Below are 24,169 nucleotides of genomic sequence, written 5' to 3'. Positions count from 1 at the left end.
CGTAGCCGGGGTGTCGCTCGACCACCCGAAGATCATCTGATGATCACCCGAAGATCGCCCGAGGAGATACGAGAACCGTGACGGACATCGTCGACGAACTGAAGTGGCGGGGGCTCATCGCCCTCTCCACGGACGAGGACGCATTGCGCAAGGCGTTCGCGGACGGTCCCGTCACGTTCTATTGCGGCTTCGACCCGACCGCGCCCAGCCTGCACCTCGGCAACCTCGTGCAGATCCTGACGATGCGCCGGATCCAGCAGGCGGGCAACCGCCCGCTGGGCCTGGTCGGGGGTGCCACGGGCCTGATCGGCGACCCGAAGCCGAACGCCGAGCGCACGCTGAACGCACCCGAGGTCGTCGCCCAGTGGGTCGAGCGGCTGCGCGCGCAGATCGCACCGCTGCTCGACTTCGAGGGCCCGAACGCGGCGGTCATGGTGAACAACCTGGACTGGACCCAGGGCATGTCCGCCATCGAGTTCCTGCGGGACGTCGGCAAGCACTTCCGCGTGAACAAGATGGTCGCCAAGGAGGCCGTCGCCCGGCGCCTGGAGTCCCAGGAGGGCATCAGCTACACGGAGTTCAGCTACCAGATCCTCCAGGGGATGGACTTCCTGGAGCTGTACCGGCGGCACGGCTGCACGCTGCAGACCGGCGGCAGCGACCAGTGGGGCAACCTCACCTCGGGCACCGACCTGATCCACAAGGTCGAGCCCGACGCCGTGGTGCACGCGCTGGGCACGCCGCTGATCACCAAGGCCGACGGCACCAAGTTCGGCAAGACGGAGTCCGGCACGGTCTGGCTCGATCCCGAGATGACCACACCGTACGCCTTCTACCAGTTCTGGCTGAACGCGGACGACCGGGACGTCTCCAAGTTCCTGCGGATCTTCAGCTTCAGGTCGCACGAGGAGATCGAGGACCTGGAGCGGCAGACCGAGGAGCGTCCGCAGGCGCGGGCCGCCCAGCGGGCGCTGGCCGAGGAACTGACGACGCTGGTGCACGGCGCGGACCAGACGGCCGCGGTGATCGCCGCGAGCCGTGCCCTCTTCGGGCAGGGCGAGCTGGCGGAGCTGGACGAGCGCACGCTGGCCGCGTCGCTCTCCGAGGTGCCGCACATCCAGGTCGCCGAACTGGCGCCGGTGGTGGACCTGTTCGCCGAGGTCGGGCTGGTGGCGAGCAAGTCCGCGGCCCGGCGGACCGTGAAGGAGGGCGGGGCCTACGTGAACAACGTCAAGGTGACCGCCGAGGACGCGGTACCGGATCCCGCTGAGCTGCTGCACGGGCGATGGCTGGTGCTGCGCAGGGGCAAGAAGAACCTGGCGGCCGTGGAGGTCGTCGGGGCCTGAGCGTGGTGAGGGGCCTGAGCGTGGTGAGGGGTGCGGGTGCCGTGACAGGACCCGCACCCCTCACGGACGCTTCAGACCCGGTGCCTGCGCCTGCCCAGCGTCGCCGTGTAGAGCATGTCGCCCAGGAAGACGATGATGACCGCGGCGACCAGCTGGAAGAGGTGGCGGCTCCAGTCGATGCCTCTGGTCGCCTCCACGCCCAGCGCACGGGCGACGGCGTTGCCGGCGATCGCCCCCAGGATGCCGAAGATGGTCGTCAGCCAGAGGGGGCTGTGCTGCTTGCCGGGGATGACCGCCTTCGCGATCAGGCCCAGCACGAATCCCACGATGATCGCCCACAACCATCCCATGCCTGCCTCCTAGGTACGGCTCGACGTGAGCATTACGCCAAGTCTCGGCCTGCCCGCCGTACGGCGCATGTCGGTACACCCGTACGCGCTACGGCGCAGAACGTTCACGCAGGCGGGAGGGTGACCCGGTCTCGAACGCGGCGCAGGCGCGGCGTAACGTAAGAGGCGTCCTGGCCCGGTTCCCCGTGCGGGCGCGGGCAGCGTACGGGCCGGGGAGTGTCCGATGCGGGCGGATGGTGGAATCTGATGCGGAAGCAGCGCGGCGGCGGCAGCGTCCAGGTGTTCCGGATCACCGGGGCCCGCACCGGCCTCGCGGAGGACGTGCGCGGCCGGCAGCGGCGGTACGTCATCTCGATGGGTGTCCGGACCGTGTCGGTGATCCTGGCGGCCACGTTGTGGAACGTCGAACGCTATGTCGCGGTCGTGGCGTTGGTACTCGGGGCACTGCTCCCCTATGTCGCGGTCGTGATCGCCAACGCCGGCCGGGAGCGGCCGGCCTCCCTTCCGTCGACGTTCGGCATCGCACCGACCCGGCTGATGATCGCACCGCCGCGCGCCGAGGAACCGCGCCCGGAACCCGTCCCGGAGGACGTGCGCGCCGACCCGGTGACGGGGGTACGCGATGAGCGGCCCGAGTCGGTCTGACCACCGGGGCCCCGGCGTGGGCGGGCCGCGGCCACGCACAAAGCTCAAGAAAAGCTCAGATCAATCGCGCAGTTCCGGTGCCGGGCGGCGGGTGACCCATGACATACTGCGTACGCGCTCCGCATCCCCCGTCGGAGCGACGGACCGACGCCGGGCAGCTCCCCCCGTGGCTGCTCGGCGTCGCCTTGTTTACGGGGCTTTCTGGTGCGGGACGACACGGTGCGGGACGAAGTAGTGAGTGACGTCATCTGTTCGGCGAAGGGGTGCCGGGCCGCCGCCGTGTGGGTGCTGGCGTGGAACAACCCGAAGATCCACACGCCGGAGCGGCGCAAGACCTGGCTCGCGTGCGAGGAACACCGCGAGCACCTCTCGCAGTTCCTCGGGGTGCGCGGATTCCTGAAGGACGTGGTGCTGCTGGAGGAATGGCAGCCGTCCGAGTCCCACTAAGGGCTGTCCCGTAATCCCCGGCGGGCGCACGACGACAGCTACGGCACCTCGCGGCGTTGTCGGGGTCGCCCGAATACGCCCAGTATGAGGACGACCCTCCGCCTTGCGATGCACCGCATCTGACGCCGTGCGCCGACCCACCGGGGATTACGGGACAGCCCTTAGGCGGTTCGCGAAGGCCCGCCTGTCGCGCGGCTTCGCGCAGCCGCTCCGGCGGGACGGCCGCTAGCCCCCGATCGCGGACATCGGGCGGTCCGGCTGGACGAAGGTGGGATCGTCCAGGCCCGCTCCGGCTTTCTTCCCCCACATCGCGAGCCGCCAGATGCGGGCGATCTCCTCGTCGGAACCGCCTGAGCGCAGTGCGCCGCGCAGGTCCGTCTCCTCCCTGGCGAACAGGCAGTTGCGTATCTGGCCGTCGGCCGTGAGGCGGGTGCGGTCGCAGGCCGCGCAGAACGGCCGGGTGACCGAGGCGATGACTCCGACGCGGTGCGGGCCGCCGTCCACCAGCCAGCGCTCCGCCGGGGCGGCACCCCGCTCCTCCGCGTCCTCGGGTGTCAGGTCGAAGCGGGTGCGGAGCGAGGCGAGGATGTCCCCCGCCGTCACCATGCCGTCGCGCTTCCAGCCGTGCTGGGCGTCCAGCGGCATCTGCTCGATGAAGCGCAGTTCGTAGCCGTGCCGCAGCGCCCAGGCCAGCAGGTCGGGGGCCTCGTCCTCGTTCAGGCCGGGCATCAGGACCGTGTTGACCTTGACCGGGGTCAGGCCCGCGTCGTGGGCGGCCAGGAGGCCGTCGAGGACGTCCCGGTGCCGGTCGCGGCGGGTGAGGATCTTGAAGACCTCCGGGCGGAGGGTGTCGAGGGAGACGTTGACCCGGTCCAGGCCGGCCGACTTCAGGGCCTGGGCCGTGCGCCGCAGTCCGATGCCGTTGGTGGTCAGGGACATCCCGGGGCGGGAGTCCAGCGCCGCGACCCGCTCGACGATGCCGACCAGGCCGGGGCGGAGCAGGGGCTCACCGCCGGTGAAGCGGACCTCCTCGATGCCGAGCAGGCGGACGGCGATGTCGATCAGTCGGACGATCTCGTCGTCCGTGAGCAGCGCGGTCTTGGTGAGCCACTGCAGACCCTCCTCGGGCATGCAGTAGGTGCAGCGCAGATTGCACCGGTCGGTCAGCGAGACCCTCAGGTCGGTGGCCACCCGGCCGTAGGTATCGATGAGCACGTGGGCCCCCTCCCTCGTTACGGATCGGTTGTCTTCCGTCACCTGCGAGCCTACGTGACCGCGCCGACATCGCGAGAGGACCGATGCCACGAGGTACGACGCGGCCGCGTCGTAGGGTCCTACGATCCCCCCCCGACGCGGCCTGTCGTACGAAGCTCAGTGCGCCCCGGTGCCGGTCAGGGACCGCACCTCCAGTTCCGCGTACTTCGCGGCGTCCGGGGTCTCCTTCGACAGCAGGGTGCCCACGATCCCGAGGAGGAAGCCGACGGGGATCGAGATGATGCCCGGGTTCTCCAGCGGGAACCAGTGGAAGTCGACGTCCGGGAACATCGAGGTCTCCTTGCCGGACACCACCGGCGAGAACAGCACCAGGCCGACCGCGGTGACCAGGCCGCCGTAGATGGACCAGAGGGCGCCCGCGGTGGTGAAGCGCTTCCAGAACAGGCTGTAGAGGATGGTCGGCAGGTTCGCGGAGGCGGCGACCGCGAAGGCGAGCGCGACCAGGCCGGCGACGTTGAGGTCGCGGGCCAGGGCGCCGAGCAGGATCGACACCGCGCCGATGCCGACGGTGGCGTAGCGGGCCGCGTTGATCTCCTGCTTCTCGGTGGCCTGCCCCTTCTTGATCACGTTGGCGTAGATGTCGTGCGCGAAGGACGAGGAGGAGGCCAGGGTGAGGCCCGCGACCACGGCGAGGATCGTCGCGAAGGCCACCGCGGAGATGGTGGCCAGCAGGATCGCGCCCCAGGTGGAGTCGACGCCGCCCAGGTGCAGGGCGAGCAGCGGGGCCGCGGTGTTGCCCGACTTGTTGGAGGCGATGATCTCGTCCGGTTTGATCAGCGCGGCCGCGCCGAAGCCGAGGGCGAGGGTCATCAGGTAGAAGGCGCCGATCAGGCCGATCGCCCAGAGCACGGACTTACGGGCGGCCTTGGCGGTGGGCACCGTGTAGAAGCGGATCAGGATGTGCGGCAGGCCGGCGGTGCCGAGGACCAGGGCGATGCCGAGGGAGAGGAAGTCCAGCTTGCTGGTGCCGGTGGCGCCGTACTTCAGGCCGGGCTCCAGGAAGGCGCTGCCCTTGGCGCTGTTGTCGGCGGCCTTGCCGAGCAGGTCGGAGAGGTTGAAGTGGAACTTGGCCAGGACCATGAAGGTCAGCAGCAGGGCGCCGGCGATGAGCAGCACGGCCTTGACCATCTGCACCCAGGTGGTGCCCTTCATGCCGCCGATGGTGACGTAGACGATCATCAGGACGCCGACCAGGGCCACGATGCCGATCTTGCCGGCGTCGCTGGTGATGCCGAGGAGCAGGGAGACGAGGACGCCCGCTCCCGCCATCTGGGCCAGCAGGTAGAAGATCGAGACGACGATCGTCGAGGTGCCGGCGGCGGTGCGGACCGGGCGCTGGCGCATGCGGTACGCCAGCACGTCGCCCATGGTGTAGCGGCCGGAGTTGCGCAGCGGTTCGGCGACCAGCAGCAGGGCGACGAGCCAGGCGACCAGGAAGCCGATGGAGTACAGGAAGCCGTCGTAGCCGAAGAGGGCGATGGCGCCGGCGATGCCCAGGAACGACGCGGCGGACATGTAGTCGCCGGAGACGGCGAGGCCGTTCTGGAAGCCGGTGAACTGGCGGCCGCCCGCGTAGAAGTCGGCGGCGTCCTTGGTCTGGCGGCCGGCCCAGACGGTGATGACGAGGGTCGCGGCGACGAACACCGCGAACAGGGTGATGATCAGGGTCCGGTGCTCGCCGGCCTCGCCGGCCGCCATGGTGATCGCGGGGGTCATGCGCCGCCCTCCGTCCGGGACTTGATGGCCTCTGCCTTGGGGTCGAGTTCGGCCGCGGCGTGGTGGGCGTACCACCAGGCGATGAGGAACGTGGTGAGGAACTGGGCGAGGCCGAGGACCAGGGCCACGTTGATGTTGCCGACGACCTTGGTGCCCATGAAGTCGCCCGCGTAGTTGGAGAGCAGGACGTACAGCAGGTACCAGGCGATGAAGCCGACGGTCAGCGGGAAGGCGAAGGAGCGGTAGGAGTGCCGCAGTTCGGCGAACTCCGGACTCTGCTGCACCTCGGCGAACTCCTCGCTGGAGGGAAGCCGGGTCTGCGCTTTCGAGGGCGGTGGTGTCTCGGTAGCCACGGAGTCTCCTCGCGATACGGACATGCGGATTCGGACCTGACAGACATTTGGATCACCTACTTGGAGTGATACCACGACTCCTTTGAGTGATGCCGGCAGGGGGCCCCGATCCTGCTGCGGCTCCCTGCCCAAGGTCACGGCGCCACGCGTGGACGGGTTCAACTCGCCCGGCTTCTTTCGGAAGTCGTTCGCGCGGGTCGCCTCGGGTCATTGCTGGCCGGTGAGTGCGGGAGATAGCTTCGGCCCTGCACCATCCGTCATGTACCTGTCCAAGCAGGCCACGCGCGGCTCGGACGGGCCCGTTCTCGGTTGATGTCCCGGATGAAGTGGAGACCCCATGGCTCATCTGCGTTCCAGACGCGCGCTGGCGCTCGCCGTACCGGTCGTCCTGTCGCTGACCGCCTCGCTCGGCCTGCTGCCGGCCGCGGCTTCGGCGGCACCGTCGACGGTCGCGGCGGCGCCGGCGGCGGACGGCCCGAACCTGGCCTATGTCGTCAACACCGGCACCGACCACCGCACGATCGCGTCGGTGCGGCGGGCGATCACCCGCAACGGCGGCACGGTCGTCGTGTCGTACGACCGGATCGGTGTGATCGTCGTGCACTCGGCGAACCCCGGCTTCGGCGCCGCGATGCGCGCGGTGCGCGGAGTGCGGTCGGCGGGTGCGACGCGCACCGCCCCGCTGAGCGCGGCCGGCACCACCGACGAGGGGGCCGTGCAGGTCCTGTCGAAGGCGGAGGCCGCGAAGGCCGGGAAGCGGGCGGCGCCGGGCCAGGAGCCCCTGGAGGCCGACCAGTGGGACCTGCGGGCCATCGGCGCCGACAGGGCCGCCGCGGTCGACCCGGGGAGCCGCTCGGTGACGGTCGGTGTCATCGACACCGGCGTCGACGACACCCACCCGGACATCGCCCCCAACTTCTCCGCCGCGCAGTCCGCCAACTGCGTGAGCGGCAAGGCCGACACGACGTACGGCGCCTGGCGGCCCGCGGACGCCGACCACTACCACGGCACGCACGTCGCGGGCGAGATAGCCGCGGCCCGCAACGGCATAGGCGTGGCGGGCGTGGCACCGGGGGTGAAGGTCGCGAGCATCACCGTGGCCCAGCCCGACTCGACGCAACTGTTCTACCCGGAGAGCGTCGTCTGCGCGTTCGTGTTCGCCGCCGACCACGGCGTGGAGATCACCAACAACAGCTACTACGTCGATCCATGGCTGTACAACTGCATGGACGACCCTGATCAGCGGGCCATCGTCGACGCGGTCGACAGGGCGCAGCTGTACGCCCGGAGCAAGGGCACGCTCAACGTGGCCTCGGCGGGCAACTCGAACGACGACCTCGACGCGCACGCCCTCACGGACGCCTCCAGCCCGGACGACTCGACGGCCACGACCCGCACGGTCGATCCGCACGAGTGCTTCGACGTGCCGACCCAGCTGCCCGGCGTGGTCACCGTGAGCGCGGTCGGCGTCAACGGCACGAAGTCGTACTACTCCAGTTACGGCCGGGGCGTCATCGACGTGGCGGGCCCGGGCGGCGACAAGTACCAGATCCCGGACACGCCGTCGAAGAACGGCCGCATCCTGTCCACCCTGCCGAACGGCCAGTACGGCTTCCTCCAGGGCACCTCGATGGCGTCCCCGCACGTGGCCGCGGTCGCCGCCCTGCTGAAGTCGGCCCACCCGCACGCCTCCCCGGCCCGGCTGCTGGCCCTGCTGAAGGCCGAGGCGGACAACCCGGGCTGCCCGAGCGGCCCCTACGACGGGGACGGCGACGGCGTCGTGGACGCCACCTGCGTGGGCGGGAAACACGTCAACGGCTTCTACGGCGCGGGGATCGTGAACGCGCTGCGCGCGGTCAGGTGACCGTCCCCCGGCAGGACTTCCCGCACGGCATCCTCGTTTCGCGAACGAACCGGAGGCTCAACCACATGACAGCGCCCCAGTCGCGCCACCGCCGCGCGCTCGCCGTTCCGCTCGGCATGGCCATGGCCACGGCCCTCGCCTTCCTGCCCAACGTCTCGGCGTCCGCCGCCGACACCGCGGCCGCGGCCACGACCGCGGCCGCGAGTGGCGCGAGTGACGCGACGTCCCTCAGCTACGTCGTCAACGTCCGCCCCGGGCACGGCACCGCGCAGCGCGTCCAGCGGGCGATCGACCGGGCCGGCGGTTCGGTGGTGATCGCGTACGACGAGATCGGTGTGATCGTCGTCCACTCCTCGAACCCCGACTTCGCCAAGGCCATGCGCAAGGTGCCCGGCGTCGACTCGGCGGGCGCCACCCGCAACGCGCCGCTGCCCGCCCAGTCGACCACCGACGTCGGCACGCCGCGGGCGCTCGGCTCCGAGCAGGTCGCCGCGGCGGGCGCCAAGGCGGCCGCCGGGCAGGACCCGCTGGAGCCGTTGCAGTGGGACCTGCCGGCCATCAAGGCCGACAAGGCGCACGAGAAGACCCTCGGCAGCCCGAAGGTCACCGTCGGTGTCATCGACACCGGCGTGGACGACACCCACCCGGACATCGCCCCCAACTTCTCCGCCAAGCAGTCCACCAACTGCGTCACGGGCAAGCCGGACACGACGTACGGCGCCTGGCGGCCCAGCGCCTCGGAGAGCCCGCACGGCACCCATGTGGCGGGTGAGATCGCCGGCGCGAAGAACGGGATCGGCATCACCGGCGTGGCGCCCGGCGTCAAGGTGGCGGGCATCAAGGTGTCGACCACCGCCGGGTACTTCTACACGGAGGCGGTCGTCTGCGGTTTCGTGTGGGCGGCCGAGCACCACATCGACGTCACCAACAACAGCTATTACACCGATCCGTGGTACTTCAACTGCACCACCGACCCCGACCAGAGGGCGCTCGTCGACGCCATCACCCGCGCCTCCCGGTTCGCGGAGCGCAAGGGCACGGTCAACGTGGCGGCGGCCGGCAACGAGAGCTACGACCTGGCGGCCGACTCGATCACCGACCCGGTCTCGCCGAACGACGGCACGCCGAGCGACCGGGTCATCGACCCGCGCAAGTGCTTCGACATACCGACCCAGCTGCCGGGCGTCGTCACGGTCTCCGCCACGGGCGCCAAGGGCCTGAAGTCGTCCTTCTCGAACTACGGCCTCGGGGTGATCGACGTCGCCGCGCCCGGTGGCGACTCGACCTCGTACCAGACCCCGGCGCCCCCGGCGACCAGCGGTCTCATCCTGGGTCCGCTGCCGGGCGGCACGTGGGGCTACATGGCCGGTACGTCGATGGCGACCCCGCATGTCGTCGGCGTCGCCGCATTGATCAAGTCCACACATCCGCACGCCTCCCCCGCCCTGGTGAAGGCCCTGCTGTACGCCGAGGCGACCGCCACGCCGTGCGCCGACCCGTACGACATCGACGGTGACGGCAAGGTCGACGCGGTGTGCGAGGGCTCCAGGAACCACAACGGTTTCTACGGCTGGGGCACGGTGGACGCGCTGGCGGCGGTCACCCGGTAGCCGGGCACATGTATTGATTCATTACTGATTCAGTCAATACTGCATAGTGCAGTCATGACTGCAATCAACTCCGCGTGGTCCGCGCTGGGCGGCGCTCCGTCGCTGTCCGCGCGGATCACGACGGTGCCCCGCGCGGACACGCTTCCCGCACGCCTTCCCGTACGACGGCTGGCCCGCGCGTGCGTCGGCGTGTGCGCGCTGGCCGCCGCCGAGCTGGCGGCGCGCCGGACCGGTGCCGCCCGGGTCCCCGCCGTCCTGGTGGACGACGGGGCGGTGGCGGCGGCCTTCACCAGTGAGCGGCAGCTCCTGGTCGACGGGCGGGCTCCGGTGCAGTTCGCGCCGCTGTCGCGGTTCTGGCGCACGGCCGACGGGTGGGTACGCACGCACGCCAACTACCCGCATCACCGGGCCCGGCTGCTTGGCGCGCTGGGACTGCCGGAGGGCGCCTCGGCGCAGGACGTGGCGGCGCGGATCGCCGACCGGTCCGCCGCGGCGGTGGAGACGGCCGTGTACGGCGCCGGCGGGCTGGCCGTGGCGCTGCGCTCACCCGGGGAGTGGGCCGCGCACGAGCAGGGGGTGGCGGTGGCCGCCCGGCCCCTCGTCGAACGCGGCCGCCTGGACGCGGCCCCCGCGCGCGTGCTCGCGCCCCTCGACGCCGGCGCCACCGCCCTGCTGCCCGCCGCCGGGCTCCGCGTGCTCGACCTGACCCGGGTGCTGGCCGGTCCGGTCGCCACCCGCACCCTGGCGCTGCTGGGCGCGGACGTCCTGCGCCTGGACGCGCCGTGGCTGCCCGAACTGGCCGACCAGCACGCCGACACGGGTTTCGGGAAGCGTTCGGCCACGCTCGACCTGACGACCGGCCGGGCGGCCTTCGAGGAGTTGCTGGCGTCGGCCGACGTCGTGGTCACCGGCTACCGGCCGGGCGCCCTCGACCGGTTCGGTCTCTCCCCCGAGGCGCTGGCCGGACGGCGGCCCGGACTGGTCGTGGCCCAGGTGTCCGCGTGGGGCGGACACGGGCCGTGGGGCGGGCGGCGCGGGTTCGACAGCCTGGTGCAGGTCGCCACCGGAATCGCGGAGACCGAGGGTTCGGCGGACCGGCCGGGCGCGCTGCCCGCGCAGGCGCTCGACCACGGGACGGGATACCTGCTGGCGGCGGCGGTGCTGCGAGCGCTGACCGAGCAGTCGTACGACGGCGGGAGCAGGTTCGTACGGCTGGCGCTGGCGCGCACCGCGCGGTGGCTGACGGCGGAGGTGGGACGGGAGCCCGAGGGCGGTGAGCCGTACGAGGGGCCGCGGGACTGGCTCGCCGAGAAGGACGGGCCGCTGGGACGGGTGCGGTACGCGCGGCCGCCGGTGTCCTTCGCGGGCGGTCCGGACGACTGGGCCCGGCCCGCGGCGCCGTGGGGATCGGATCCGGCCGTGTGGGCCTGACGCGTCCGCCCCGATGGCCGGAACCGTACGGCCAGGCGGAATGACGCACGGTCAGTTGTTTTGTTTCGCTTGCCCGGTTCTGTCGCGGCTGGCGAAGATCCTGGGGTGACCGCGACAGGACCGACCGCCGAGGCGACCGAGGCACGCGGCCCGGGGGGACGCCGCGCCGCCTGGCGGGCCGGCGCCCTCCTGCTGCTGGTGACACTGGCCGCGCTGACACCGCTGCTCGGGCCGTCCGTCGCGCTGCACGGCACCGGCGAGGCCGCGGCGCCGGGGACCGGCGGCATCGCTCTGCTGCGCGGGGTGGTGTTCGCCGCCCTGTGCGTGCCGTCGGGCGAGCTGCTGGTGCACCGGCTGGCCCGCCGGCTGCCCGGCCGGCTGCCCGAACCGCCGTCCGGCTGGCCGGTGTTCGCGGCCGCCGCCGGTTTCGTCGCCGCGCTCGGACTCGCGTCGGTCGTGGCCACGGGCAACCTGGTGCCGCACTCCTTCGCCGACGTCGAGGTGGGCGGCCTGTACCGGACGCGTGACGGCAGGCTGGCGCTGATCGAGGTCAACGCCTTCGTGCTGGCCGGTCTGTGCGCCCGCGCGCGCCGCCCGGCGATCCAGGTGTGGCCGCTCGCCGCGGTGGTCGCCGCCGAGGCGCTGCGCGCCCATCCCCCGCCCGAACACGCCCCGTTGCTCGGTTCGGCGCTGACCCTGGTGCATCTGACGTGCGCGATGCTCTGGGCGGGCGGTCTGCTGCACGCGCTGCGTCTGGTGCGCCGGTGGCGTTCCGGGCGGGCGGGGGCCGCACTGCTCGGTCTCTACGCGCGCGTGGCCGCCGTACTGCTCGCGGCCGTCACCGCGACGGGTGTGTGGAGTTCGCTGCGGCGGATGCCGGCGGGCACGGTCCTGGACCAGCTGACGACGACGGCGTACGGGCGCACCCTGCTGGCCAAGGCGGTCCTCGTCGTCGCCGTCGCCGCACTCGCGCTGTGGGCACGGTTCCGGCTGCGCCGGGCGGCCGACCCGCTCGCCGCGTACGTCCCGGCGCGGGCCGAGGTGGCCCTGTTGGGGGTCGTGGTCGCGGTGTCGGGCCTGCTCACGGCGCTGCCGGTGCCGATCAGATGGACGTGACGGCGTACCGGGACGTGATCGCGTACCGGTACGTGACCACGTCCCGGCCGGAGCGTCGGCTCAGCCGTTGGTGACGAGCACCTTCAGGGCGGTGCGCTCGTCCATCGCCTTGTAGCCCTCGGGCACGCCCTCGATGCCGACGGTCAGGTCGAAGACCGGCGAGGGGTCGACGGTGCCGGCCAGGACGTCGGGCAGCAGGTCGGGGATGTAGGCGCGGACCGGGGCGACGCCGCCGCGCAGGGCGATGTTGCGGTCGAACATCACCCCAAGGTCGAGACCGGTACCGCTGCCGTGCGGGACACCGACGAACCCGATCGCGCCGCCGTCCCGGGTGATCTCGACGGCCGTCCGCATGGACTGCTCGGTGCCCACGGCCTCCACCACGGAGTGCGCGCCCTGGCCGCGGGTGAGTTCGCGTACGGCGGCGACGGCCGCCTCGCCCCGCTCCGCGACGACGTCGGTGGCGCCGAAGCGGCGCGCGATGTCGGTACGGACCTCGTGCCGGCCAAGGGCGATGATCCGCTCGGCGCCCAGCCGCTTGGCGGCCAGCACGGCGCACAGACCCACCGCGCCGTCCCCGACCACGGCGACCGTGGCACCGGGGCGGGCGCCCGCCCCGAGGGCCGCGTGGTGGCCGGTGCCGAGCACGTCGGAGAGGGTCAGCAGGGCGGTGAGCAGGTGGTCGTCGGAGGCGGCCTCCTTGGGCAGCTGGACCAGGGTGCCGTCGGCGAACGGGACGCGCACGGCCTCGCCCTGGCCGCCGTCGTACCCGACCGAGCCCCAGAAGCCGCCGTGCTCGCAGGAGGTGGTCAGACCCTCCCGGCAGTAGTCGCAGACGCCGTCGGACCACATGAAGGGGGCCACCACGAGGTCACCGCGCCGCACGGTGCCCACCTCGGAGCCGGTCTCCTCGACGACGCCCAGGAACTCGTGGCCGATGCGCTGCCCCGGCTGCCGGGCCGCCTCACCCCGGTAGGCCCACAGGTCGCTGCCGCAGATGCAGGCGCGCAGTACCCGTACGACGGCGTCGGTGGGCAGTTGCACCACGGGCTCGGGAACGTCCTCCACGCGCATGTCGTACGGGGCGTGGATGGTGGTGGCGCGCATGGCGAGGGTCCCTCTCGTGCGGTGTCGTGGGTGCGCTCAGGGGGTGGTCTGGCGCACTTCACGGTACGCCGCCGCCGGTGCGGGCCGCGCGTCGAGGGTGCCCCGGACCAGCAGGAACTGGCCCGCCGCGTAGGTGAGCATGATCCAGAAGTCGGGTCTCGGCAGCTGCGGCCAGTCGGCGACGCCGGTGGCGATGAGGGTGTCGGAGAGCATGAAGAGCGCGCCGCCCAGTCCGGCCACCGGGCGTAGCCGGGTGAGCGCCGTGTACGCCATGGCGGTCAGCAGGGTGCTGTAGCCGGCCACGGGCACGCGCAGCCCCGCGGGCAGGTCCGGCCAGAGCAGGACGACCAGGGTGACGAGGGCCGCGGCGTAGCAGACGGCGAGGACACCGGCACGCGCGCGTGGCGGTCCGTGGCGGTGGAACAGGACGAGGTAGCAGACGTGCCCGGCGGCGAAGCAGGCCATCCCCGCCATGAAGGCGGGGTCGGCGTCGGAGAGCAGCAGCACGTCGCCGCCCCAGCCGCACAGCAGCGCCGCGACGAGCAGCCGCGGGCCGCCCGCGCGGGCGGCCCAGGCGGCGAGCAGCGGCATCAGGAGCACCTTGGCGACGACGTGCCCGGAGTGGAGGCCGGCGGCCAGGCAGCCGAGGTCGGCCGCGACGGCCAGGGCGAAGACGGCGGGCAGCGCCCGGGACGCTCTCACGCGGCCACGGACTCCTCGGTCTTCTCGGCGGGGGCCGGCGGCGCCCAGCCGGGCCCGCCGAACACCCTTCCGGCGCGCTCGCGCCAACTGCGGGCGGCCTTCAGGTCCCTGCCGATGGCCGCGTACTCGTGGGTGGCCACCCTGAGCGGGTTGAAGGTGTCGATGTTCTTGGTCAGTCCGTACACCGGACGCTCGACCTCGGGCACCCACGATCCGAACAGCCGGTCCCAGACGATGAGGATCCCGCCGAAGTTGCGGTCCAGGTAGCCGCCCTGGGAGGCGTGGTGCACCCGGTGGTGGGACGGGGTGTTGAACACGAACTCGAACCAGCGGGGCATCTTGTCGATGCGCTCGGTGTGGATCCAGAACTGGTAGACGAGGTTCGCGGAGGAGAGGAAGGCCAGCGTGGCCGGGTGCACGCCGAGGGCGATGAGCGGGAGGTAGAACGGCCAGACGGTCAGCGAGGTCCAGGGCTGGCGCAGTGCGGTGGTGAGGTTGAACTTCTCGCTGGAGTGGTGGACGACGTGGCAGGCCCACAGGATGCGGATGACGTGGTGGCCGCGGTGGGACCAGTAGTAGAAGAAGTCCTGGGCGAGCAGCAGCAGCGGGATCGTCCACCACAGGACCGGGATCCGCAGCGGGGTGAGCGCGTACACCGCCGAGTAGATCGCGACGATCGGGATCTTCCAGAAGAAGTCGAAGACGAGCGAGCCGAGCCCCATGCCGACGCTGGTGGCCGCGTCCTTGGTCTCGTACCCGTCGGCGTCGTCGTCGGGATGGATGCGGTAGCTGATCACCTCGATCACGGTGAGCAGCACGAAGGCGGGTATCGACAGCAGCACGACATCGGGCAGGTTCGGCATGGGGGCACCGTAGATGCGCCCGTCGCCCGCGGCTAGACGTTGTTACCCACAAGTATTGCCGACGGTACGCGCTTGTTTGTCGGCGATCTCCGCCAACGGACGAAATCGGGCGGGCCGACGGACGGGCCTCAGATCCCCACCGCCCCCAGCAGCGTCCCGGCCGCGTAGGTCACGCCCATGGCCAGCGCGCCGCCCAGCACGTTGCGGACCATCGCCGGGCCCACCGCCGCCGCCCCGAGCCGCGCGCTGCTCCAGCCCGTCAGGACCAGCGCGGCCAGTACGGACCCCACCGTGACCGGAAGCCGCCAGCCGGCGGGCGGCAGCACGATCGCCAGCAGCGGCAGCAGCGCCCCCGCCGTGAACGCCAGGAAGCTGGCCAGCGCCGCGTTCCACGGGCTGGTCAGCTGGTCCGGATCGATGCCCAGCTCCACGCTCGCGTGGGCCTTCAGGGCGTCCCGTTCGGTCAGCTGGACCGCCGCCTCCCTGGCCACCTCCCGGGACAGCCCGCGCCGCTCCAGCAGTTCGGCCAGTTCCTCGAGCTCCGCCTCGGGCTGCTCCTTCAGCTCCCGTCTCTCCAGGGCGAGGGCGGCCAGTTCCGAGTCGCGCTGGGTGGACACCGACACGTACTCCCCGGCCGCCATCGACATCGACCCGGCGAGCAGCCCCGCCAGACCGGCCGTCAGCAGCGCGTTCCGGTCACCGGTGGCGCCCGCGACGCCGACGACGATGCCCGCCGTCGACACGATGCCGTCGTTGGCGCCCAGTACGGCCGCCCGCAGCCAGTTCAGCCGGGAGCCGAGCGCTCCCCCGTGGGCCTCGTCGTCGTGCGTCTGTTCCGTCACGACACGGAGGATCGCACTCCGGCCCGGGCGAGGGGAGCACCGACGTCACCAGACGCGGACCGAGGCACCGCGCGCGAAGACCGGACTGGTGGCGTCCGGCGGCGGCTCCGGCAGCGGTTCGGCGATCTCCGCGACCGTCGGTCCCACCTCGGCCGCGATCGGGTCCAGGAGGCCGAGGTCGAAGCCGTACACGCGGGCCGCGTTGCCGCCGACCATCGCGGCGACCTCCTCGCGCGGGACGCCCGCGTAGGCGAAGCGCAGGCCCTCACGGGTGTACGGGTAGGTGCCCTCGTCGTGCGGGTAGTCGCTGCCCCACATGATCTTGTCCAGGCCGATGCGGTCGCGCAGCGGCACCTCGTGCGGGCGCATGAAGCTGGCGCCGACGAAGCAGTTCGCGCGCCACACCTCGGACGGCGACCCGCCCATGCCCTGCGCGAGCCCGGCTCCGAACCTCGCCTCGGCGGTGGTCGCCGAGGCGGCCGCGGCCAGCAGGCGGCCGTGGTAGTAGTCCAGCATGGCCAGCACCCCGGGGATCCAGCCGGAGCCCTGCTCGGTCAGGACGAGTTTCAGCTCCGGGTGGCGGCGGAAGGCGCCGCCGAAGACGAGGTGCCACAGCGCCCGGTGCGAGAACCAGGTCGTCTCGACCATGAAGACGGCGCGGGCGGCGGGTTCGTCACCGAGCGGCGGGGACGCCGAGCCCGCGTGGTGGTTGACGGGGACGCCGAGTTCCGCGCACACCGCCCAGATCGGGTCGTACACGCGCGCGTGCAGTTCGGGCAGGCCCGAGCTGGGCGGGGTGCCGGGCAGCATGAGGCCGCCCGTCAGGCCCGCGGCGGCCGCCCGGCGGATCTCCCCGACGGCCTCGTCGACGTCGTTGAGGAGGATCTGGAAGACACCCGCCCGGCGGCCGGGGGCGGCGGCGCAGAAGTCCGCCAGCCAGCGGTTGTGGGCGCGCAGGCCCGCCCAGCGCAGCTCGGCCTCCGCGCCGGTCGGCGCGGGGGCCATGAGCGACCCGGACGGGAAGAACGGCGGGATGGTGTTCGGGAAGATCACCTCGGCGACGATCCCGTCCCGTTCCAGCTCCGCGAGGCGCCGGGCGGAGTTCCAGTTCCGGTCGGCCGAGTCGGAGAGCAGGTCCTCGTACGGGTTGACGTACGTGGCCGCCCAGTCGTCGAAGTCGTCGTGGTAACGCTTCTCCAGGTAGGGCCGGTAGTCGAGGAGGTCCGCGCCCGCGTGGCAGTCCGCCGAGATCACCGTGTAGCGGTCCTCGCTCACGACGTCACCCCCAGGGCCGGGAAGTCGTGGTCGGTCAGCCAGTGCCGGCCCACCTCGCGCGAGCGTGCCCAGGACGCCGCCACGGCCGCCTGGTCGGCCGGCTGGCCGAGGTCGGCGGGGGTGGGGCCGATGCGGCGGGCCAGCGGGGTCAGCCGCGCCACGTCGAAGCCGAAGGCCTCGGCCGCCGCCAGGCCGAGCATCCGGCGGGTCTCGGCCACCGGGATGTCGTGGAAGGTGCGGCGCAGCCACGCGCGCGTGTCCGGCCAGGTGCCCTCCGGGTGCGGGAAGTCGCTGCCCCACAGGATGTTGTCGACGCCGATCTCGTAGCGCTGGGCGAGTTCACGGCGCTTGGTGTTGGTGGCGCAGACGAAGACCTGCCGGTCCAGGTACTCGTGCGGCGGCCGCCTCAGCTCCTCGAAGGGGGACAGCTTCTTGCCGCCGTGCGCGCCGAGGTAGAGGCGGTCCATGAACCAGAGCAGGTTGGGCAGCCACCAGCAGCCGGACTCCGCGACGCCGAACCGGAGGCCCGGGTGGCGTTCGAAGACCCCGGACCAGAGCAGGAACCACAGCGGCCTGGCCGGCCACCAGGTCACCTCGCTGACGTAGATGCCGAGGTGGTCGCCGTACTCGTGGCGCGGGGCGGCCCCGGAGTGGGTGAGGACCGGCATCCCGCACTCGGCGGCGGCCGCCCACACCGGGTCGTAACGGCGGTCGTGGTAGGGCTCCTTGTCGACCCACATGGCGGGGATCATCAGCGCGCGGAGGCCGGACTCCCTGGCCCGGCGCACCTCGGCGACGACGTGGTCCACCGGGGCCGTGACCGGCAGCAGGGCCACCCCGCAGTGCCGTTCGGGGTGTTCGGAGACGAAGTCGGCCAGCCAGCGGTTGTGCGCCCGCGCGCCCGCCATGCCCAGCTCCGGGTCGTGGTCGCCGGACAGGCCGAGGCCCACCCCGAAGGGCGCCGCCGTCCGGCTGTCGACGGCGTCGGCGTCCGGGAAGACCACCTCCGCGGCCACCCCGTCGCCGTCCAGTTCCTTCAGGCGCTGCGCGCTGTCCCAACCGCCGCGCAGCCCTTCCTCGTTGTCCTGGAACCATTTGCTCGCGAACGCCTCGTTGCGGATGCCCAGCCGGGTCATCTCCTCGCGGCGGCGGTCCCGCCCGGCGAGGAACTCGTCGAAGTCCCGGTGGAACCGGGCGTCCAGATAGGGCCGGTACTCCTCGGTGGGCAGCCCGGCGTGGCAGTCGGAGGAGATGATCAGGTAGGGATCGTCGTACGCGGTCACCACTGCCCCCTGTTCAGTCCAGGATGAAGCTCTCGAGATACGACGGGTTCACGCGGTCCAGCATCGAGCGCGCCCGCGCCCGGATCTGGGCGTCGCTGCGCTCGCTCTCCGGCAGCAGCCAGAACCGGTCCGCGCGGATGCCCGCCACGACGAGCTCGGCGACCTCCTCGACGGGCGTGAAGGCGACCTCCCGGCCCGCCGCCCGCATCGCCGCCTCCCACTGGTCCAGGCTGCGGTACGGCGTCCTGCGCGGGCGCTGTTTGGCGTGGCGCTCGGGCCGGTTGCGGTGCGACTCCCACAGGCCCGTCCGGAGCATGTGCGGCCCCGGGAAGAGCACCGAGGCGCCCACGCGCGCGTGCTCGGCCCGCAGATGGGCGTACAGCGACTCGGTGAGCGTGACGACGGCCGCCTTGGTGACCGCGTACACCGACGCCGTCGGCAGCGGCGCGATACCGCCGTCGCCCGAGGACGTGTTGACGACGTGCCCGGGCCGGCCGGACTCGACCATCCTCGGCACGAACGCCTGGACGCCGTGGAAGACACCCCACACGTTGACCTCGAAGGCCCACTTCCAGTCGCTGGGGTCGTGCTCCCACATGCGGCCCTCGGCCCCCGAGCCGACCCCGGCGTTGTTGCACAGGACGTGCACCGCGCCGTACGTGTCGTACGCCGACTCGGCCAGCTCCAGGACCTGTTCGCGCACCCCGACGTCGACCACGCGCGCGTGCACCTCGGCGCCGTCCGCGCGCAGGCCGGCCGCGGCCTTCTCCAGGGCGGCGGGCTCCACGTCGGCGAGGACCACCTTCAGGCCCTCGGCGGCGAAGCGCCGGGCCATGGCGAGCCCGATCCCGCTCGCCGCGCCGGTGACGACGGCGACCTGTCCGGCGAGGAGTTCCATCAGGCCCCGCTCCCTTCCGGGGGCGCGTCGACGATCTGACGCGGGTCGTCGTAGCGCTGGTGGACGTAGGGCAGCAGGGTCTGGGGGTCGACCCGTTCGGCGACCCGGCCGCGCTGGTCGCTGGTCTTCTCGCCGAGGGTGACCTCCAGCAGACGCAGCACCGGGAGGTCGGCGACCGGGTCGTACGCCGACTCACGCAGGATCACCTCCCCGCTCACCCGCTCCAGTCGGCGGACCCGCTCGTCGCGGACGCAGTGCACGAGCACCGGGTCGCCGTCGAAGCCCGGTCCGTCCACCGCCGGCAGGAACTTGAAGTAGAAGTCGGTCCTGCGCGCGGGACCGGGCAGCGGCAGCGGTCCGTCGACCGTGCCGCGCACCTCCACGAAGTCGACGCCGTGCCGGGCCAGCGTCGCGCGGACGCGGTCACCCTCCCGCGCGACGGTCACCTCGCCCAGCTTCTTGGGCTCTCCGAAGACCTCGCGGCCGCCGGTGAGGGCGCGCTCGTGGGTCATCGGCATCACCAGCGGATACCAGCCCTCGACCGCGCCGTGCGCGGCGGCGACCGCGAACGAGCCCGCGCCCAGCGGGTATCCGGGCAGCCGGACCCGGCTGACGGTGACGCGGACCAGGGGGCGGCCCGCGGGCTTGAGCGGGGGCGGCAGCACCGCCGCGACCGCGTCCGGGTCGCTCTCCCAGACGGCCACCACGCCCGTCGACCAGACGTCCGGGAGTCCCGTGGCGCGGGCGGCCGCGATCTCCGCCTCGGTCCGAGCGCCGTACCGTACGCGTGCCATCCGCCGTACCGCCCTTCCGTCGGCCGTCCCAACACCGCGCCGTCGCGCCGTCGTCGCCGCGTCGGCGGGCGGGGTGCACGGTCGCACCGGGCGGCGCAAAGGTCCATAGCCACGCGAAGGGCAATCAGGACATGCGAACGGGCGGTGGCGGCGGGCGACCTGACGGACCGGACTGTCGGCCGGGGCCCGTATCCTCAATGACCATGCTCGAAGACCGTACGACCGCAGTCTCCGCCGGCGTCCCGTGGCCGGCCGCGTATCCGCAGGGCTACGCGGTCGTCGACGTGGAGACCACCGGACTGGCCCGGGACGACCGGATCATCTCCGCCGCCGTCTACCGGCTCGACGGGCGCGGCGAGGTCGAGGACCACTGGTACACGCTGGTCAATCCGGAGCGCGATCCGGGCCCGGTGTGGATCCACGGCCTGACGAGCGAGGTGCTCGAAGGGGCGCCGCTCTTCCCGGACATCGCCGAGGAGTTCGCGGCCCGGCTCGACGGCCGGGTGCTGGTCGCGCACAACGCGGTCTTCGACTGGCAGATGATCGCGCGCGAGTACGCGCGCGCCAGGACCGAGCCACCGGTGAGGCAGCGGCTGTGCACCATCGCGCTCTCCAAGGAGCTGGGGCTGCCGCTGCCCAACCACAAGCTGGAGACGCTGGCCGCGCACTTCGGTGTCGTGCAGCGGCGGGCGCACCACGCGCTGGACGACGCGCGCGTGCTGGCCGAGGCGTTCCGGCCCAGCCTGCGGGCCGCGGCGGCGGGCAACGTCCGGCTGCCGCTCCTCGAGTGCCGGCCGCTGACCGAGTGGACGGAGACCCCGCGGATCGGGCAGCAGGCGAGCGGCGGGCACGGCGGCTACCGTGCCACCGGCTGGCGGCCGTCCCGCAAGCGGCCGGCCTGCCCCTATCCGAACCCGGGCCGGTACACGGACGGCGAGCCGCTCCGCCAGGGCATGCGGGTGGCGTTCTCCGGGGACACCTCCACCGAGCGGGACCTCCTGGAGGACCGGGCGGTGGAGGCCGGTCTGCACGTGTCGACGAGCATCTCGCGGCTCACCAGCCTGCTCGTCACCAACGACCCGGAGTCGGGCACCTCCAAGGTGGTCAAGGCACGCCAGTTCGGCACGCCGGTCGTCGACGAGGCGGCCTTCGGACAGTTGCTGCGGGACGTCGCGCCGGCGTCCGTCCCGGCGGCGGGGAAGTGACCGCGCGGCAAGGCCGTGCGGACGGGTGATTGCCGGGCGACTCGCCCGGCACCCGCTCGCCCGCGCGGGGACGACCGCCCACTCTGAGGCCCATGGCGAAATGCGAAGTCTGCGGCAATGACTACGGAATGACCTTCGAGGTGCACGCGCAGGGCGCGGTCCACGTCTTCGACTGCTTCTCCTGCGCGATCCACCGGATGGCCCCCGTCTGCGAGCACTGCAAGGTCTCGATCATCGGCCAGGGCGTGGAGGCCGAGAACCAGTGGTACTGCGGCGCCCACTGCGCCCGCGAGGCCGGAAAGGCGGGCATCGTCGACCGCGTGTGACCCTCCGTGCACAGGCCCTCCGGGGGACCCTGTCTCGGAGGGCCGGCGCACAAGGGGTACGGTCTTTGTTCGTGTACCGCTTCCTGTTGACCCGGCAGTGGGTGATCCTCACCCTGATCTCCCTGCTTCTCATCCCCACGATGATCCGGCTGGGGTTCTGGCAGAAGCACAGGTACGAGGAGCGCAGCGCCCGCAACGCGCTGGTGGCCGAGGCACTGCACGCCGAGCCGGTGCCCGTGGAGCGGATGACCGGACCGGGGCACGCGGTGACCCGCAAGGAGCGGTACCACACCGTCACGGCGACCGGCACCTTCGACACCGCCCACGAGGTCGTCGTCCGCCGCCGTACCAACGAGGACGACGAGGTCGGCTACCACGTCCTCACCCCCTTCGTCCTGGCCGACGGCAAGGTGCTGCTGGTCAACCGGGGCTGGATCTCCTCGGACGGCCCGAGCCAGACGGCGTTCCCCAAGGTCCCCGCCCCGCCGGCCGGCCGGGTCACCGTCCAGGGCCGGCTGATGCCCGACGAGACCACCGCGGCCAGCGGCATCAAGGACATCAGCGGCCTGCCGGACCGGCAGGTCATGCTGATCAACAGCGCGGAGCAGGCACGCCGTCTCGGCAGGCAGGTGCTCGGCGGCTACATCCAGCAGACCGCGCCCGAGCCCAGGGGCGGCACCCCGGAGCAGATCTCCGACCCGGGCAAGGAAGACGCCCCGCTGAACTACGCGTACATGATCCAGTGGTGGCTGTTCGCCGCGGGCGTCCCCTACGGCTGGTTCGTCCTGGTCCGCCGCGAGGCGCGGGCCCGCGAGGAGGCCGCGAAGGAACAGCCCGCGCCGGAAGCGGAACCGGCGGCCGTCGGCTGAGGACCGGGTCACTCCCCCGGCCCACCCCCTGATTGGCTCACCGGCGCGACGGGAAACCGGAACCCGTGGACCGACGCATCGAGGACTACGCCCTCATCGGCGACGAACAGACCGCGGCCCTGGTCGGCAAGGACGGCTCAGTCGACTGGCTGTGCGTGCCCCGCTTCGACTCGGCCGCCTGCTTCGCGAGGCTCCTGGGCGACGAGGACAACGGCCACTGGCGGATCGCCCCGAAGGACGCCACCACCTGCGCCCGGCGCGGCTACCGGCCCGGCACCCTGGTCCTGGACACCGAATGGGAGACCGCCGAGGGCACGATCCGGGTCACCGACCTGATGCCCCAGCGCGACCGGGCGCCCGATGTCGTCCGCATCGTCGAGGGCGTCAGCGGCCGGGTCACCGTGCACAGCGCGCTCCGGCTGCGCTTCGACTACGGCTCGGTCATCCCCTGGATGCGCCGCTCGGGCGGCCACCGCGTCGCCGTCGCCGGGCCCGACTCGGTGTGGCTGCGCAGCGAACCGTCGGTCCGGACCTGGGGCGAGGACTTCGGCACGCACTCGGAGTTCAGCGTCGGCGAGGGCGAACGGGTCGCGTTCGTGCTCACCTGGCACCCCTCCCACGAGCCGCGGCCGCCGCTCCTGGACCCGTACGAGGCGTTGCGCTCCAGCGTCACGGGCTGGCGGCGCTGGACCGCCCGCTGCACCTACCGCGGCCCCTACCGGGACGCGGTGGTGCGCTCCCTGATCACCCTGAAGGCGCTCACCTACGCGCCGACCGGCGGCATCGTGGCCGCCGCCACCAGCTCACTGCCCGAGGAACTGGGCGGGGTGCGCAACTGGGACTACCGCTTCTGCTGGCTGCGCGACTCCACCCTGACCCTCGGCGCCCTGCTGTCGGCCGGATACCACAAGGAGGCCGAGGCCTGGCGCGACTGGCTGGTGCGCGCGGTGGCCGGCGACCCGGCGGACCTGCAGATCATGTACGGCCTGGCCGGCGAGCGCCGGCTGCCCGAGTTCGAGCTGCCCTGGCTGTCCGGCTTCGCCGGCTCGGCGCCGGTCCGGGTCGGCAACGGCGCCGTCGACCAGCTCCAGCTGGACGTGTACGGCGAGGTCATGGACTCGCTGTCGCTGTCCCGCACCGCCGGCCTGTCCACCAGGCCGCACATGTGGGCCATCCAGTGCTCGCTGATGAAGTTCCTGGAGAAGATCTGGCGGCAGCCGGACGAGGGCCTGTGGGAGGTACGCGGCGGCCGCCGGCACTTCGTGCACTCGAAGGTGCTCGTCTGGGTGGCCGCGGACCGCGCGGTACGCACCCTGGAGGAGCACGCGGAGCTGGAGGGCGATCTGGAGGGCTGGCGCGCGCTCCGCGACGAGGTCCACCGGGAGGTGTGCGAGAAGGGGTTCGACCCGCGGCGCAACACCTTCACCCAGTACTACGGCTCGCGCGAACTGGACGCCGCCCTGCTGCTGATCCCCCGCTTCGGTTTCCTGCCGCCGGACGACCCGCGGGTGATCGGCACCGTGGACGCGATCCGCGACGGCCTGGGGCGGGACGGCTTCGTGTGCCGCTACGACACCGACGCGATCGGCGTCGACGGCATGCCCGGCGGCGAGGGTGCCTTCCTGGCCTGCTCGTTCTGGCTCGCCGACGCGCTGCACATGACGGGACGCACCGACGAGGCCAGGAAGCTGTTCGAGCGGCTGGTGGGTCTCGTCAACGACGTGGGGCTGCTCTCCGAGGAGTACGAGCCGGAACTGGGCCGCCAGCTGGGCAACTTCCCGCAGGCGTTCAGCCACATCGGCCTGGTGAACACCGTCCTGACACTCTTCGGCGGCGACGGGGCAGGATAGGG

General features: G+C 72.3%; 23 protein-coding genes. 11 read left to right on the top strand and 12 right to left on the bottom strand.

Features of this window, described 5'->3' with window-relative positions; translation table 11 throughout:
* Positions 1 to 77 precede the first annotated feature (77 nt).
* Complete coding sequence (gene tyrS, locus ACFY3I_RS14965; RefSeq protein ID WP_390860867.1) at positions 78 to 1,346, top strand: tyrosine--tRNA ligase; 1,269 nt, start codon at positions 78 to 80, stop codon at positions 1,344 to 1,346.
* Positions 1,347 to 1,417: 71 nt separating this feature from the next.
* Here the strand turns inward: tyrS and ACFY3I_RS14960 are convergent, their stop codons facing one another.
* On the bottom strand, positions 1,418 to 1,696 hold the full coding sequence (locus ACFY3I_RS14960) for a GlsB/YeaQ/YmgE family stress response membrane protein (protein ID WP_365283629.1): 279 nt from the start codon (positions 1,694 to 1,696) through the stop codon (positions 1,418 to 1,420).
* Positions 1,697 to 1,942: 246 nt separating this feature from the next.
* Here ACFY3I_RS14960 and ACFY3I_RS14955 point away from each other — a divergent pair, with 246 nt between their 5' ends.
* A complete protein-coding gene (locus ACFY3I_RS14955) occupies positions 1,943 to 2,341 on the top strand; it encodes a DUF3099 domain-containing protein (RefSeq protein ID WP_390860866.1) in 399 nt (132 codons plus the stop codon).
* A gap of 234 nt (positions 2,342 to 2,575) precedes the next feature.
* On the top strand, positions 2,576 to 2,788 hold the full coding sequence (locus ACFY3I_RS14950; protein ID WP_365283625.1) for a hypothetical protein: 213 nt from the start codon (positions 2,576 to 2,578) through the stop codon (positions 2,786 to 2,788).
* A 225-nt stretch (positions 2,789 to 3,013) separates the two neighbouring features.
* Here the strand turns inward: ACFY3I_RS14950 and moaA are convergent, their stop codons facing one another.
* From moaA to ACFY3I_RS14935, 3 genes are all read right to left on the bottom strand, one after another.
* Positions 3,014 to 4,003, bottom strand: coding sequence for a GTP 3',8-cyclase MoaA (gene moaA / locus ACFY3I_RS14945; protein ID WP_365283623.1), 990 nt, complete (start codon positions 4,001 to 4,003; stop codon positions 3,014 to 3,016).
* Between the two features lie 156 nt (positions 4,004 to 4,159).
* A complete protein-coding gene (locus ACFY3I_RS14940) occupies positions 4,160 to 5,779 on the bottom strand; it encodes a cation acetate symporter (protein WP_390860865.1) in 1,620 nt (539 codons plus the stop codon).
* A complete protein-coding gene (locus tag ACFY3I_RS14935; protein ID WP_365283619.1) occupies positions 5,776 to 6,132 on the bottom strand; it encodes a DUF485 domain-containing protein in 357 nt (118 codons plus the stop codon). The genes ACFY3I_RS14940 and ACFY3I_RS14935 overlap by 4 nt, the downstream gene beginning before the upstream one ends.
* A gap of 337 nt (positions 6,133 to 6,469) precedes the next feature.
* Between ACFY3I_RS14935 and ACFY3I_RS14930 the strand changes: the two genes are divergently transcribed.
* The 4 genes from ACFY3I_RS14930 to ACFY3I_RS14915 all read left to right on the top strand — a co-directional run bounded on the left by ACFY3I_RS14930 (position 6,470) and on the right by ACFY3I_RS14915 (position 12,153).
* Positions 6,470 to 7,996, top strand: coding sequence for a S8 family serine peptidase (locus tag ACFY3I_RS14930; RefSeq protein WP_390860864.1), 1,527 nt, complete (start codon positions 6,470 to 6,472; stop codon positions 7,994 to 7,996).
* A gap of 65 nt (positions 7,997 to 8,061) precedes the next feature.
* A complete protein-coding gene (locus tag ACFY3I_RS14925; RefSeq protein ID WP_390860863.1) occupies positions 8,062 to 9,606 on the top strand; it encodes a S8 family serine peptidase in 1,545 nt (514 codons plus the stop codon).
* Between the two features lie 54 nt (positions 9,607 to 9,660).
* On the top strand, positions 9,661 to 11,037 hold the full coding sequence (locus ACFY3I_RS14920) for a CoA transferase (RefSeq protein ID WP_390860862.1): 1,377 nt from the start codon (positions 9,661 to 9,663) through the stop codon (positions 11,035 to 11,037).
* 105 nt (positions 11,038 to 11,142) lie between these two features.
* Positions 11,143 to 12,153 (top strand): CopD family protein, encoded by a 1,011-nt coding sequence (locus tag ACFY3I_RS14915; protein ID WP_390860861.1) that lies wholly within the window; start codon positions 11,143 to 11,145, stop codon positions 12,151 to 12,153.
* Positions 12,154 to 12,213: 60 nt separating this feature from the next.
* Here ACFY3I_RS14915 and ACFY3I_RS14910 read toward each other — a convergent pair whose 3' ends face one another.
* The 8 genes from ACFY3I_RS14910 to ACFY3I_RS14875 form a co-directional block, all read right to left on the bottom strand.
* Positions 12,214 to 13,260, bottom strand: a complete 1,047-nt coding sequence (locus ACFY3I_RS14910) for a zinc-dependent alcohol dehydrogenase family protein (protein WP_365283609.1) — start codon at positions 13,258 to 13,260, stop codon at positions 12,214 to 12,216.
* A gap of 36 nt (positions 13,261 to 13,296) precedes the next feature.
* Positions 13,297 to 13,962, bottom strand: coding sequence for a lysoplasmalogenase (locus ACFY3I_RS14905; RefSeq protein WP_390860860.1), 666 nt, complete (start codon positions 13,960 to 13,962; stop codon positions 13,297 to 13,299).
* A complete protein-coding gene (locus ACFY3I_RS14900) occupies positions 13,959 to 14,825 on the bottom strand; it encodes a sterol desaturase family protein (protein WP_390860859.1) in 867 nt (288 codons plus the stop codon). Before ACFY3I_RS14900 ends, ACFY3I_RS14905 begins: the two co-directional genes overlap by 4 nt.
* A gap of 128 nt (positions 14,826 to 14,953) precedes the next feature.
* The gene (locus tag ACFY3I_RS14895) at positions 14,954 to 15,667 is read right to left on the bottom strand and encodes a VIT family protein (protein WP_390860858.1); all 714 of its coding nucleotides are present in this window, start codon (positions 15,665 to 15,667) and stop codon (positions 14,954 to 14,956) included.
* Between the two features lie 45 nt (positions 15,668 to 15,712).
* Entirely contained in the window at positions 15,713 to 16,942 is a 1,230-nt protein-coding gene (locus ACFY3I_RS14890) for an amidohydrolase family protein (protein WP_365283601.1), read from the bottom strand.
* Positions 16,939 to 18,225, bottom strand: coding sequence for an amidohydrolase family protein (locus tag ACFY3I_RS14885; RefSeq protein ID WP_390860857.1), 1,287 nt, complete (start codon positions 18,223 to 18,225; stop codon positions 16,939 to 16,941). The genes ACFY3I_RS14890 and ACFY3I_RS14885 overlap by 4 nt, the downstream gene beginning before the upstream one ends.
* A 13-nt stretch (positions 18,226 to 18,238) precedes the next feature.
* Positions 18,239 to 19,123 (bottom strand): SDR family NAD(P)-dependent oxidoreductase, encoded by an 885-nt coding sequence (locus ACFY3I_RS14880; protein WP_390860856.1) that lies wholly within the window; start codon positions 19,121 to 19,123, stop codon positions 18,239 to 18,241.
* On the bottom strand, positions 19,123 to 19,917 hold the full coding sequence (locus tag ACFY3I_RS14875) for an acetoacetate decarboxylase family protein (protein ID WP_390860855.1): 795 nt from the start codon (positions 19,915 to 19,917) through the stop codon (positions 19,123 to 19,125). Before ACFY3I_RS14875 ends, ACFY3I_RS14880 begins: the two co-directional genes overlap by 1 nt.
* Positions 19,918 to 20,120: 203 nt before the next feature.
* Between ACFY3I_RS14875 and ACFY3I_RS14870 the strand changes: the two genes are divergently transcribed.
* From ACFY3I_RS14870 to ACFY3I_RS14855, 4 genes are all read left to right on the top strand, one after another.
* Positions 20,121 to 21,122 (top strand): DEDDh family exonuclease, encoded by a 1,002-nt coding sequence (locus ACFY3I_RS14870; protein ID WP_390860854.1) that lies wholly within the window; start codon positions 20,121 to 20,123, stop codon positions 21,120 to 21,122.
* Positions 21,123 to 21,214: 92 nt separating this feature from the next.
* Positions 21,215 to 21,448 carry a hypothetical protein gene (locus tag ACFY3I_RS14865; protein ID WP_351326105.1) on the top strand — a complete coding sequence of 78 codons (234 nt, stop codon included), beginning with the start codon at positions 21,215 to 21,217 and terminating at the stop codon, positions 21,446 to 21,448.
* A gap of 71 nt (positions 21,449 to 21,519) precedes the next feature.
* Positions 21,520 to 22,317, top strand: a complete 798-nt coding sequence (locus ACFY3I_RS14860) for an SURF1 family protein (protein WP_390860853.1) — start codon at positions 21,520 to 21,522, stop codon at positions 22,315 to 22,317.
* Between the two features lie 65 nt (positions 22,318 to 22,382).
* Positions 22,383 to 24,167 carry a glycoside hydrolase family 15 protein gene (locus tag ACFY3I_RS14855; protein ID WP_390860852.1) on the top strand — a complete coding sequence of 595 codons (1,785 nt, stop codon included), beginning with the start codon at positions 22,383 to 22,385 and terminating at the stop codon, positions 24,165 to 24,167.
* Positions 24,168 to 24,169: the final 2 nt, after the last annotated feature.

The organism is Streptomyces sp. NPDC001068 (assembly GCF_042897315.1).
Taxonomy (GTDB): domain Bacteria; phylum Actinomycetota; class Actinomycetes; order Streptomycetales; family Streptomycetaceae; genus Streptomyces.
The sequence above is the reverse complement of the archived record's forward strand: the minus strand, read 5'-3'. Positions and strand labels throughout refer to the sequence as shown.